This window comes from Bradyrhizobium sp. NDS-1 (assembly GCF_032918005.1).
Classification (GTDB): Bacteria; Pseudomonadota; Alphaproteobacteria; order Rhizobiales; family Xanthobacteraceae; genus Bradyrhizobium; species Bradyrhizobium tunisiense.
Genome location: NZ_CP136628.1, coordinates 4,430,094 through 4,442,602, shown reverse-complemented (window position 1 = coordinate 4,442,602; position 12,509 = coordinate 4,430,094). Strand labels below are relative to the sequence as shown.

Annotated in this window: 9 protein-coding genes; 4 read left to right on the top strand and 5 right to left on the bottom strand. The window is 63.8% G+C overall.

Annotated elements, in window-relative coordinates:
- Positions 1–9 precede the first annotated feature (9 nt).
- Both RX330_RS21015 and RX330_RS21010 read left to right on the top strand, forming a co-directional pair.
- Positions 10–402 (top strand): hypothetical protein, encoded by a 393-nt coding sequence (locus RX330_RS21015; RefSeq protein WP_317239663.1) that lies wholly within the window; start codon positions 10–12, stop codon positions 400–402.
- 10 nt (positions 403–412) lie between these two features.
- Complete coding sequence (locus RX330_RS21010; RefSeq protein ID WP_375847721.1) at positions 413–670, top strand: hypothetical protein; 258 nt, start codon at positions 413–415, stop codon at positions 668–670.
- Positions 671–1,403: 733 nt separating this feature from the next.
- Here the strand turns inward: RX330_RS21010 and RX330_RS21005 are convergent.
- Positions 1,404–1,685 (bottom strand): hypothetical protein, encoded by a 282-nt coding sequence (locus RX330_RS21005; RefSeq protein WP_317239662.1) that lies wholly within the window; start codon positions 1,683–1,685, stop codon positions 1,404–1,406.
- Between the two features lie 921 nt (positions 1,686–2,606).
- On the opposite strand from RX330_RS21005, the gene RX330_RS21000 reads away from it, so the two are divergent.
- Positions 2,607–3,518 (top strand): DMT family transporter, encoded by a 912-nt coding sequence (locus RX330_RS21000; protein WP_317239661.1) that lies wholly within the window; start codon positions 2,607–2,609, stop codon positions 3,516–3,518.
- 42 nt (positions 3,519–3,560) lie between these two features.
- Here RX330_RS21000 and RX330_RS20995 read toward each other — a convergent pair whose 3' ends face one another.
- Both RX330_RS20995 and RX330_RS20990 read right to left on the bottom strand, forming a co-directional pair.
- Positions 3,561–4,913 carry a peptidoglycan DD-metalloendopeptidase family protein gene (locus RX330_RS20995; protein ID WP_317239660.1) on the bottom strand — a complete coding sequence of 451 codons (1,353 nt, stop codon included), beginning with the start codon at positions 4,911–4,913 and terminating at the stop codon, positions 3,561–3,563.
- Between the two features lie 110 nt (positions 4,914–5,023).
- Positions 5,024–5,713 carry a peroxiredoxin gene (locus RX330_RS20990; protein ID WP_317239659.1) on the bottom strand — a complete coding sequence of 230 codons (690 nt, stop codon included), beginning with the start codon at positions 5,711–5,713 and terminating at the stop codon, positions 5,024–5,026.
- A gap of 195 nt (positions 5,714–5,908) precedes the next feature.
- Here RX330_RS20990 and RX330_RS20985 point away from each other — a divergent pair, with 195 nt between their 5' ends.
- On the top strand, positions 5,909–9,721 hold the full coding sequence (locus tag RX330_RS20985) for a DUF3971 domain-containing protein (protein ID WP_317239658.1): 3,813 nt from the start codon (positions 5,909–5,911) through the stop codon (positions 9,719–9,721).
- 150 nt (positions 9,722–9,871) lie between these two features.
- Here the strand turns inward: RX330_RS20985 and RX330_RS20980 are convergent, their stop codons facing one another.
- Both RX330_RS20980 and RX330_RS20975 read right to left on the bottom strand, forming a co-directional pair.
- A complete protein-coding gene (locus RX330_RS20980; protein ID WP_317239657.1) occupies positions 9,872–11,566 on the bottom strand; it encodes a methyl-accepting chemotaxis protein in 1,695 nt (564 codons plus the stop codon).
- 380 nt (positions 11,567–11,946) lie between these two features.
- Positions 11,947–12,351, bottom strand: coding sequence for a DoxX family protein (locus tag RX330_RS20975; RefSeq protein ID WP_212085643.1), 405 nt, complete (start codon positions 12,349–12,351; stop codon positions 11,947–11,949).
- Positions 12,352–12,509: the final 158 nt, after the last annotated feature.

The following is a 12,509-nucleotide window of genomic DNA, read 5'->3' as shown; positions in this document are numbered from 1 at the left end:
CTTTCAACGATGGGCGCGGCCGAGGCAGCAACCGGCCTGGCGCTCGCGGTGGCACCGTCCCTGCTGGTGGAATTGCTGTTGGGCGCGGCGCCCGGCGTGGCTGCCGGCATCACAGTCAGCCGCGTAACCGGTGTGGCGATGGTCGCGCTCGGCGTTGCGTGCTGGCTCGCGCGGCACGACGCCGCTGGCCCTGCCGCAAAAGGATTGGTCGCTTCCATGCTGATCTACAATGCAGCCGTGGTCGCGATCCTCGTTCTGGCGTGGACTACCCAAGGACTGTCCGGCGTCGCTTTGTGGCCGGTGGTGCTCGCCCACGCGGCGCTGGCGGTCTGGTGCCTCGTGGTCCTGTCATTCGGAAGCGAAGAAAAACGTTCTTTGACGAAACCTTTCCCAACCAACTGAGGATATGAACATGAAGCTGTCGATCGCGATGTCAGCCATACTCGTTGCCGGGTTCGTGGCCGCAAGCACCGAACAAGCGAGCGCCGTGGTTTACTGCCAGTATGTTGCCTACCCCGTCGGGTGCATTGTACGGCCCGGTGTCGTGCTGCGACCGCGACCGGTCGCCCGAGCCGTGGTAACCCCCGGCGTCGGCGCCGTTGGTGTAGGCGTTCGGCCTGGAACGCCGATGAATCGGGGCGGCCCCGTCAATCGAGTCGGCCGGCGCTGAGAGAAACAGCACCTCACAGTCGCCGCTGCGGCCCGATATCCGGCGATCTAGGGCTGGAGATGCCCTAAGAGGCGCTGCCGGTCCTGTTCAAGAGCCCGCTGATCCTTTCGCATCGCGTCAAGTTCTGCTTCAGCTGCAGTTGTGTCCTGTTTACTGCGTTTGAGCTCAACGATGCGCGCTTCGCACACGGCCAGTCTCCGCTCTCCTTCGATCACCTGGCGCTCTACGTTCCTGAGTTCATCTGAAAGAGCTTCTCTAGACATCGATGCTACGTTCCGCGGAAACGCCTCTTGATCAGATGTGCGGCCGCGAGAACGCCGAACATCCACATCAGGAATGTTGCTGCAACATCTCACGATGTCTGCGACCGCGTTTCCGAACGCTCATAGTTACCAAGCTGCGGACCAACGATCACAGGCCTGCAGACGTTCCTATGCTCCAAGGCAATCTTGGTCGCTAGACGTCCGGTTGTGGCCCGTAGCGGACCCTACGGTGATGCGAGCTGGGGGCCGCTTCTGACCCATTGCTGAAGTCAGTCGGATCCGTGGTGCATTCCATCTCCGCCAGTCCAGACACCGGAGTCGTCCTTGTCGTGCCCCACTTTCTTGCGGGAAGGCCACGCGATTGCCATGCATACTCCGACGAACAGCAACACAAGAACTACGACTAGCCAATGTGGCATCATTAGTTTCCAAAGGACAGCCCGGTTGACAGCATGATCTGCCATGGAAGCTCATGTCATATCCGAGAGCTGTTTGGTTACGTTTGCACTGATCCCGTACTTTTCGAGTAGTCTCGTCACGTGCGCACGGCAGCGACCGACACTCCTCTTCTTGATATCAATTATCATAACGCTGTTGGTTGCAGCGTCGGCTTGCTCCATCGGCAAGTAACCGCGTTCGCCTAGCGTCAAGCTGAGCTCTTCAGCGAAGTTGCGTACATTGTGTATCGCCAAACTCCGTTCCAGTCCTGATGCTGCTGGAATCTGAAAATCAATTCGGATCGAGCGGCCCATGAGCCTCATCCTTGCAACAATGGCAGCTTGTCCAACTCGTTCACAATCGGCAGATTGCCCGTTGGGTCTGACCCCCTATCGAGTCAAAGGTTGGACCGGAGACCCCGTTAGAATTTTCTGCTGTGATTTAGTCGCGCACAAAGAATCTGCGATTTGCTACGTCGATGGTCTTTCCTGTCAGTGATGCCGGATCTTCATCAGTAGTGAACACAATTTCTACGCCTCGAAACTTGTCGATGACGTCGGGCGGTACCTGAGCCCTTGAGTAAGAGCCAAGAACCCATCCCGAGCCGCGACTTGTCCAATTGGTGTCGCTCGGTCTTTTGACTGCTTGATCCTTCGCCCATCCAATCCAAGCGATTTGATCGCCTTCCGGCATTGCACGACGAACCCCGCGCATAAAGGTCTCTAAAACTGCAAAAGCTCTATTGCTCAGTCGCACTGAGCCTGGGGGCGGAGCGCTCTTCCGGAAGGCTTCGTCACTCTCAGGAGTACGTGCCTGCTGCAAATTGGTATCAAATCTCTGAGCGCTGTGGCGGGTAGCGGCTGTAGAACTCGTCGCGGAAGCGGCATGCGCGGCGTCGTATAGACAAATTGCGGTAAAGATTATCGCCAAAACCAAGGGCCTCATCGCTCTCGCTCTGATTGTGTCGCTCGTAGCTTCTAGCAGAGCGATGCAAGGAGGACCCGGTCGTCGCTGGTTTATGGTGAAAGGCAGGTTCTGCCAACCGTGGGTAACTTCCGATCTAGTGCGGTGCCCGCTTCTGGCCCCTAGCGGACCAGCTGCGGCGACTTGGTCATGTCCGCTATTGAAAACTGAACAGGAGGCGTGGCCTCCGCCGGGCACTTCGTCGGAAATCGGGTGGAACTGGTCGCCGCGTCGTCCTAGGTCAGCGGGCTCGGCCGCCGATGTGAGAACCCATGCCCCCAAGCGACAACAGGATCGACGCGCGCGACTGGTCGCTGCTCGCTGTGCTCTCGATCCTCTGGGGCGGCTCGTTCTTCTTCAACGGCGCCGCGTTGCGAGAGCTGCCGCCACTGACGCTGGTGTTCCTGCGCGTCCTGCTCGGCGCGGCCATTCTCGTGCCGTTGCTGCGCGTCCGGGGGATCGGTTTTCCCAAGAGCATGTCGGGTTGGACGCCATTCGTTGTCATCGGCCTGCTCAACAATGTCATCCCGTTCTCGCTGATCGTGATCGGCCAGACGTTCATTCCGAGCGGACTGGCCTCGATCCTGAATGCGACGACGCCGCTGTTCACCGTTCTGGTGATGGCGGCAGCGGGCGAGGAGACCTTGCAGATGCGCCGCGTGGCCGGCGTGGCGCTCGGCCTTGCGGGCGTGATCATCCTGCGCGGATGGGGCCTCGAGACAAGGACCGGGCAGGGGCTCGGCATCCTGCTTTGTCTTGGCGGCGCCTTCAGCTACGGATTCGCCGCACCGGCAGCGCGGCGATTGCTCAAGGACGCAGCCCCGCTCGGCACGGCGACGTTTCAGCTGATGGCGTCGACCGTGATGATGGCGGTCGTCGCCGGTGCTGTGGAGCAGCCTTGGCGTCTGCCGATGCCGGGGCTTGCGACCTGGCTTGCGGTGCTTGGCCTCGCGGCCCTGTCGACGGCGCTCGCTTACATCGTCTTCTTCCAGGTCCTGCGGCGTTCGGGCGCCAGCAACGTCGTGCTGGTGACGCTGCTCATCCCCGTCACCGCCATTCTATTGGGATGGCTGGTACTGGGAGAGCCGATCTCGATGCGCGAGATCGTGGGCGCCATAGTCATCGGCAGCGCGCTGCTGGTGATCGACGGGCGTCTTGCGAATCTGCTGCGCCACGGCAGGTAGATTTGGGGCTCGCGGGTTTCACTTCGCGACGTTGCGCCAGCGCTAGCCCGCGCTGAGGCGTACGCCGGCGCGCAGGAACTTCTGCGGATCGACCGCTTCGCCTTCGATGCGGGTCTCATAATGCAGATGCGGCCCGGTGGAACGGCCGGTCGATCCCGCGAGACCGATGACCTGGCCGATCTTCACGGTCTCGCCGACCTTGACGTTGATCTCGGAGAGATGGCCGTAGCGGGTCGAAAGCCCGTTGCCGTGGTCGACCTCGACCATGCGGCCGTAACCGCCGGACCAGCCGGCGGAGACCACCTTGCCGTAGGCGGTGGCGCGAACCGGATCGCCGCTGGCGGCGCGGAAGTCGAGCCCGGTATGCATCGCGGGCCGTCCGAGGAAGGGATCGCTGCGGACGCCAAAGCCGGAGGTGAACTCGACCTCGCCGATGACGGGCTTGCGGTAAGGCACCAGCGCCAGCGTTCGATTGAGACGATCCATCTCGGCCCGCGTGATGTTGATGCGGTTGAGCTGCTTCTCGAATGGTCCGGCATTGGCCGTCAGTTTGACGGGCACGAACGGCCCGCCCATCGCCGCGCGCGGCACGGCGGCTTCGAGATGGGCGAGATTGAGGCCGAGATCGCTGACGACGCCGCGCATCCGGCGCATGCGTGAATCCATGCTTTCCTCGACTGCGCTGAGCGTCGCCATCTGGCGACGCTCGACCTGGTCGAGCGAGGTCGTGAGCCGGACGAGGACGTTGTCGAAGCCCTGGTTCTTGGCGAATTGGCTGGTCGGCGGGCCAGAGACGGCCGGCGCGCGCGATTCGAGCCGCGCCTCGCGGTCCGGCGGTGCCACGAAGATCACGGTGTCGCTGATCGGCGAGGGTTTTGGCGTGCTCTGACTCGCATCGCCGCGCTGTGGGGGCACCCGGGGAATCGAGCCGGTGACGTCGGGCATGGCCCCGAGCGCCGTGGCCCGGGACTCCAGCGCCGTCTGCCGCTTCATGATCTGGTCGAGCTTCTGGTCGAACTGTTCCTGGTCGAGCAGTTGGCGGCTGGTGGTGCGGTCGACCTTGGCGCGCAGCTCGGCAATGCGATCTTCATAAGCGTATTGCATCTCGGCCTGGCGCGCGATCAGCCGGGTCAGGACGTCGTCACGGAAAGCAAAATAAGTGGCGGTCGCCGCCGACCAGAGACCGAGCAGCACCACCGTACCGACCACGATCCAGAACACCACGGGCCCGAAGCGGACCTGTTTGCCGGCGTGGACGATGGTGTAGGCGTCGTCGGTCGCGGGAAGGGGGATCGCTGCGGCTGCTGCGACAGCAGGCCGGCGTTGGAAGGCCCGTCCGTGGTCGTGAGGATGATGTTGGGGGTACTGCGAGTATTGGGCAGAACTTTTCGACATCGGCACTCCCGCGCCGGTCGGATGAGTCCGTACGGCCTAATTGCCGCAGCAATCTGGGCCGGTCATGGTTAATTTTCCGGAAACGGGAACATGCGAATTCAAAGGACTGGTTAAAGACTTCTTGCCGCTTTCAGCACCGCGTCGGCATGTCCGTCGACCCGGACATTCCGCCAGACCTTGGCCACTTTGCCATCAGTCCCGATCAGCACCGTGGTGCGAAGAATTCCGAAGAAGCTCTTGCCATACATGGACTTTTCGCCCCAGGCGCCATAGGCTTCGAGCACCTCGTGTTGCTCGTCCGAAAGCAGCGGGACTCCGAGATCGTGCTTGTTGCGGAACTTCTCCTGGGCCTTTAACGGATCGGCTGAGATCCCGAGCACGGCGGTGCCGGCAGCCGCGAAAGCGCCAGCCAGGCGGGTGAAATCGATCGCCTCCCGGGTGCAGCCGGGGGTATCGGCGCGCGGGTAGAAGAACAGGACCAGCTTTTGGCCGGCATAGTCGGCCAACGTGACCATCTCGCCGCCGTCGCGGGGCAGGCGGAAGGCGGGGGCCTTGGTGCCCTCGGCGGGACCCGATTTCGCGCTTGCGGGCGCGGATGCCGATTTGGAGGAATTTAACTGTTTCGATGCGGCCTTATGTGATCCTGCTTTTGCCAAGCTCCCGGTTGATTTGCCTGCCGGTGTCCGTTGCGTTTTCGCGGAGCTTGTTTGAGTCGATGCCCGTGCTTTCAGGGCCTTCTTTTTAGCCGTCGGACTGCCGGAGGGCGTTTTGGACAATTTCGTTCGGGATTTCTTGGACATACGCCTTCCTTTCGACGCTTTCGGCGGGTCAACCGAAACGGTATTGCAGCTCTCGTCCGGCGTGCCGGAATCGCGCCCTCGGCTGGGCAAGTCTGGCGACGCCGGAGTATGGTTACAAGGAATTCCACGCACCACCCCACTGCTCGTTGAACGCGCTCCCGGGGCGAAATGACGAACAGCAGGAATATTCGAGGTATGGCTGCAGTGCCGGCGCAGGGGGCTTCGCGTCCCGTGGACGGCTGTGGTCCCGGCGGCGCTCAATCCTACGACGGGCGCCTGTATCGAGAGGCAATGGCAAGGAATAAGTCGCCCCAGGATTACAATCGGGACTTCGATCGGCGTGGTGGCGGGCAACAACCGCAGGAATGGGACGACGCCGATTGGGACCCGGATCAGGAGGCGGCCGCGGGCTATCGCGCGCGCCGGTTGTTGTCGCGTTCCAATTCGGGCTTTCATCGCGTCGGTGACGGGTTTGGGGCGTTGCGCCGCTGGCTGGCCGCCGATCGCTGGCTGAAGCGTTTCATCCTCGTCGTCGGGACTCTCGTCGTCATCTTCGTCGGCTGTTTCGGTGCGCTCTGGTGGCGGCTCGGTGCAGGTCCGATCAATCTCGACATCGCAACGCCATGGCTGGCGGCCGCGATCGAGGACAACATCGGTCACGGCAACACGGTTGAGATCGGGGGCACCCAGATCGAGCGGGCCGGGCGGATCCGCATCGCCGTCCGCATCCGTGACATCGTCGTCCGCGACCGCGATCACGCCGTCGTTGCCAGCGCGCCCAAGGCCGAGGTGAAGCTGTCGGGTGCGGGTCTGCTGATGGGGCATCTGCGTGCAGAAAGCCTCAATCTCGTCGACGCGGAGCTCGCGATCCGCATCGCGCCCGATGGCACGGTCACGGTTTCGGCCGGTGACACCACGAAGCCACTGGCAACGGGCGTGGCCTCCAAGAAAGAGGCGGGCCTGCCGCCCACATTCCCCCGCGCAGGCGTTCCGCCGCCGCCCTTCGTCACGCAGCAGCCTGCAGGCCCGGAGGCGTCCCAGGCGGCGCCTCAGGCAACCGCGCAGAGCGGAATCCTGCAGGGCCTCGACTGGCTCGACAGCCTGAGCATGACCGGCCTCGACGGCCAGAATCTCAACGAGATCGGTTTGAAGAACGGGAATCTGATCGTCGACGATCAGCAGCGCGGCAGCAAATGGTCGTTCGAGAACATCACGCTCAGCCTGCGCCGCCCGAGCCGCGGCGGCGTTACGCTGAGCCTGGGCGAGGAGGGCGCACGCCCGTGGATGCTGCGCGCCACGATCGGGCCGGCCGAGAACGGCGTGCGCTCGGTCGACATCAAGGCCGACAAGGTCTCGACCTCCAACATCCTGCTGGCGCTGCGGGTCAAGGACCTCACCTATACGGCCGATCTGCCGCTGACGGGCGAGCTCAAAGGCGAACTCGGCCGCGATGGCGTGCCGACATTCTTCCGCGGCAAGATCGCGGTCGGCGCGGGCAACATCATCGACACCGACACGCCCGACTATCCGATGGCGATCGACCAGGCCGAGATCAACGTCGAGTGGGACGCCAATCGCCGGGTGCTGGTCGCACCGTTCAAGATCCTGTCGGGTGCGAACCGTCTGACGCTTCTGGCCCATCTCGAGCCGCCCAACGGCACCGTCAATGACTGGCAGCTCGGCTTCAGTGGCGGTTCGATCCTGCTCGGCGGTATCGACAACGAGCCGCCGCTCGTCTTCAACCGCATTGCGATCGGCTTCCGTTTCGACACCGACCACAAGCGCTTCCTGCTGACGCAAGCCGACATCAGCAATGGCGAGATCGGCGTCGCCGGCACCGGCGCCATCGACTATTCGGGCGAGCCGCGCCTGACGCTGGGCTTTGCGGGAACGCCGATGTCGGCCTCTGCGCTGAAGCGGATGTGGCCGACGCTGGTCGTTCCAGAGTTGCGCGAATGGGTGATCGAGCGGATCGAGCGCGGTACGCTTCAGCGCATCGAGATCGGCGTCAATTCGCCGACGAAGAACCTTCCACGCAAGGGCCCGCCCATTCCCGACGACGGCCTGTCGGTCAACATCGTGGCGAGCGGCGTCGCGGTCCGTCCCGTGGACGGCATGCCGGTCGTGCATGATGCCGATTTGAAGGCGCGCGTAACCGGGCGCACCGCGACCGTGAATATCAGCCAGGGCATTGCCGATACGCCCGCCGGCCGCAAGGTCACGATTTCCGATTTCGTGTTCGAAGTGCCTGACATGGCGCCCAAGCCGTCGCCGTCGCGGACTAAATTCCGCGTCGAGGGTCCGGTGCCCGCGGCGGCTGAAATACTCTCCAATGATCGCTTGAGCGATCTGTCGTCGACCGTCGTCGATCCCAACACCAGCAAGGGGACATTCACGGCGAACATCCAGCTCGGACTGCCGGTCAAGGGTGAGCTGACCAAGTCTGACACGACCTATTCCGTGGCGGCCGACCTCAACGGCTTCTCGGCCGACAAGCTGGTGATGAACCAGAAGCTGGAGGCCAACAGCCTCAAGATCGTCGCGAACAACGGGGGGTATCAGGTCAAGGGCGACGTCAAGATCAACGGGCAGGCGGCTTCGCTCGATTATCGCAAGCCGGCCGAAGGCGATGCGGACGTCAGACTGCAGGCGACGCTGGACGATGCGAGCCGGGCGCGCTTGGGATTCGATCTCGGCCCTGCCGTCAGCGGATCGTTGCCGATCAAGCTGTCGGGCAAGATCGCCGCAGGTCCCGACCAGACGACGAAGCTCGGCGTCGAGGCCGACCTGACATCGGTCAAGCTCGACAATATCCTGCCGGGCTGGGTCAAGCTGCCGGGGAAATCGGGCAAGGCCAGCTTCAAGGTGGTGCCGACGGCGCAATCGACGCGGCTGGAGGACATCGTCGTTGAAGGCGGCGGCGCCTCGATCAGGGGCTCGCTCGAGGTCGACGCGAACGGCGACCTCATGAACGTGAACTTCCCGATCTATTCGCCGTCCGACGGCGACAAGACGTCGTTGAAGGCCGAGCGTGGTCAGGACGGCGTCATCAGGGGCACCATGCGCGGCGACGTGTTCGATGGCCGCGGTTTCCTGAAGTCGGCGATCTCAGGCAATTCCAAGGACGATTCCAGGAACAAGATGAAGAACGTCGATTTCGACATCGACGTGAAGCTCGGTGCCGTCGCCGGTTTCAATGGCGAGGCGATGCGCAGCGTCGATGCCAAGATGTCGAAGCGCAACGGCGCCATCAAGGCCTTTACCCTGAGCGGCAAGATCGGCCGCGATACGCCGGTGGCCGCCGACCTGCGCGGCGGGCGTGCGCAGGGCAGCCGCGAGGTGATCTACCTCCAGACCAACGATGCCGGCGCGCTGCTGCGCTTCACCGACACCTACACCAAGGCGGTCGGCGGCCAGATGGTGGTGGCGATGGAGCCGCCGTCGTCGGAGCCGAACACCTCGCGCGAGGGCCTGATCAACGTCCGCGACTTCACGGTGAAGGGCGAGGCGCAGCTCGAACGCGTCGCCGCCGGCGCGCCCAACGGCACCGGCAACGGCGTCTCCTTCAGCGCGCTCCGCGCCGAGTTCACCCGGCAGAACGGCGCGCTCACGATCCGCGACGGCGTGGTCAAGGGCCCGATGATCGGCGCCACCATCGAGGGATCGATCGACTATCCCGGCAACCAGGTCTGCATGAGCGGCACCTTCGTCCCGATGTATGGCGTCAACAACATCTTCGGCCAGATTCCGCTGTTCGGCATCTTCCTGGGTGGCGGCAACAATGAAGGGTTGATCGGCGTGACCTATGAGGTGGTCGGCACGCCGGCGGCGCCGGTGATGCGCGTCAATCCGATCTCGGCGATGGCGCCCGGCCTGTTCCGCAAGATCTTCGAGTTCAACACCGGCAAGCAGAATTCGCCGTTCGAGGAATTCCCCTCGCAGTCGAACGACGGCTCGACCGGCTCGGCACGCCAGTTGTCGAGCGGCTGCAGCCTGGCGCGGCGGTAAGTTCGAAGCCCAAGATGCCGTCGCCCGGGCTTGTCCCAGGCATCCACGTTCGTCGTGCGGCATGGCAAAAACGTGGATGGCCGGGACAAGCCCAGCCATGAGGATGTGGCGGCACCTTAGCGCCAAACTTCCTGAGTTCTAAGTGCCAGCCTACGCCGCGCGCACGCCGGCCAGGAACGTTCCGACCTCACCCGAGAGTTGCTCGGCTTGCTTGGAGAGGTTGCTGGCCGCGGCGAGCACCATGCCGGCGGCGTTGCCGGTCTCGTTGGCGGCGGTGGAGACACCGCCGATATTGGTGGTGACTTCTTGGGTCGCCTCCGCGGTCTGCGAGACGCTGCGGGCGATCTCGGCGGTGGCGGCGCCTTGCTCCTCGATCGCCGCGCCGATCGAGGTAGCGATGCGGCTGACCTCCTCGATGGTGGCGGTGATGCCGCCGATGGCGTCGACGGCTTCCCTGGTCGCGCCCTGGATCTGGGCGATCTTGTCGCCGATCTCGCGGGTGGCCTCCGCGGTCTGGCTCGCGAGCGACTTCACCTCGGAGGCGACGACGGCAAAGCCGCGGCCGGCTTCGCCGGCACGGGCGGCCTCGATGGTGGCGTTGAGCGCGAGCAGATTGGTCTGGGCGGCGATATTGGAGATCAGTTCGGCGACGTGCTCGATCTGCTGGGCGCCGTCCGAGAGCGCGCGCACGATGGTGTCGGTGCGGCGCGCGCTGTCGACAGCGCGTCCGGTGACCTCGGCGGATTGCGCGACCTGGCGGCTGATCTCGGTGATGGAGGAGGACAGCTCCTCGGCGGCAGCCGCGACGGTCTGGACGCGCTGACTGGCTTCGGTGGCGGCCGAGCCGACGACGGCGGCGCGGCGGTTGGTGCCTTCAGCGGTCGAGGACATCGACTTGGCGGTGGTCTCGAGCTGGCCGGAGCCGGAGGCCATCAGGCCGACGAGCTGGCCGACGGAGGCATCGAAACGGTCGGCGAGCGCGATCAGGGCGTCGCGCTTCTCCTGCTCGGTGCGGGTCTTGGTGGCGACCTGCTCGGCCTCCAGCGCGCGCGCCGTCAAAGCCGTCTGACGCAGCACTTCGAGGGTCTCGGCCATGCGTCCGATCTCGTCGCCGCGGCCGGTTTCCTCGACCGGCTTGTCGATCGCGCCTTCGGAGATCTCCTGCATGCGGTTCTTCTGGCGTTCGAGCGCGCCGAGCACGTCGCGGGCGATCAGCCAGGACAGCGCCGCCATCAGCAGCATCAGGCCGATGCCGATCGCGCCGAGCTCCAGCGTCAGCGCGCGCACGTCCGCGTCGATGTCGTCGACATAGAGGCCGTAGCTCATCGTCACGTTCCAGGGCGCGAATTTGCGCGCGAACACCGTCTTGCGGACAGGTTCGGTCTGGCCGGGGCGGGGGTAGAGATAGGAGGTTACGCCGCCCTGTGCGGTCTGATCACCCGCCTTGATGATGGCGTCGGCGATCAGCACACCGTTGGAGTCCTTCGCGCCCGTGATCTTGCCTTCGAGCTGCTGATTGGCGCCGTTCACGACCAGGGAGGAGTCCTGGTTGTAGACCACCGGGTAGCCCTGGTTGCCATTGAAGTTCATGCGGCGGCCGCGCTGGTGGAACAGGGACTTGGCCTCGGCCTGCGTCAACTTGCCGGCGGTCACCTCGTCCTGGAGCGCTTGCGCGTAGTTGTAGAGCAACTCCACCGCCGTCCGCATCTGCTGGACTCGATCCTCCATCATGCGGCTCTTGCTGAGCAGGGCGGATACGCCGATGATGGCCGTGACCGTGAGGGCCGCGAGGCAGACCATGCTGGCAAGCTTGGTGCGGATCTTCAGATGGCTCAGCAACTTCATCACAGCCCCTACGGAATGGTTGTTATTGCTCGTGTCGGTAGCATGAAGTTCTTACCAATCATGAATGGACGCGTGCGGCGTGCTCCTGCGCGCAGCGTCTGCAGCCGCGTGCACAAACATGCAGGCCGAACGTGCCTCGCCGCACGTGGCGCGTCAGGTCGCGGGGAAAAATGATGTCGGAATTTGGTGATGATCAAGCGCGGCCGGAGCAGCGATGAACCGATTCGTTCACCGCATCATCATGTCCGTGCTGCTGGTTGCGGCCCTCGTCCTGATCTGGAACGTGCTGGGCGCGCGTTGAGATGGCACCGGCGGATCCGCCGGTGCCGTCCTGCTTGCGGGGTCACTTGAGGGCGCGCCAGCGCAGTGCGTCCGCGCCGCTATTTCTTGCCCATCGCTGCATCCGCACTGACCGAGCCGCCGCCGGCAGCCGACAGATAGAGACAAGCAAAGCAGAACAGGATCGCCTCGGTACCGCGATTGAGCAGCGGCAGGAACACCGGCGTTTCGCCCTTGAACATGTGGCCCATGAAGTAGGCGAAGGCCATTTCACCGGCGAGGATGAAAGCGGTGAGGCGGGTGAACAGGCCGAGCATCAGGAGCGCACCGAGCACGAGTTCGAGCACGCCGGCCGCGTAGATCAGCGGCGGGATGTTGGCGAAGTATGGAAGCACCGGAAACTTGAAGATCTTGGCAACGCCGTACTGAAACAGCAGCAGGCCGGTGATGAAGCGAAACAGGCTCAAGAGAACCGGTTGGAAGCGAGTGAGATAGGGAAAGTCCATTGGTTTGTGCCCTCCATCCAATGGGCGACTTGGACCGTATTCAATTCCATCTCGCAAGCCACCCAGCGTCATTTCCATTCTGACATTTTCGTCATGTAGGACAAAATAACGCACGACCGGCCAACAGAGGCGCGCGGCCCGCGCTTTTTTGCACGAGC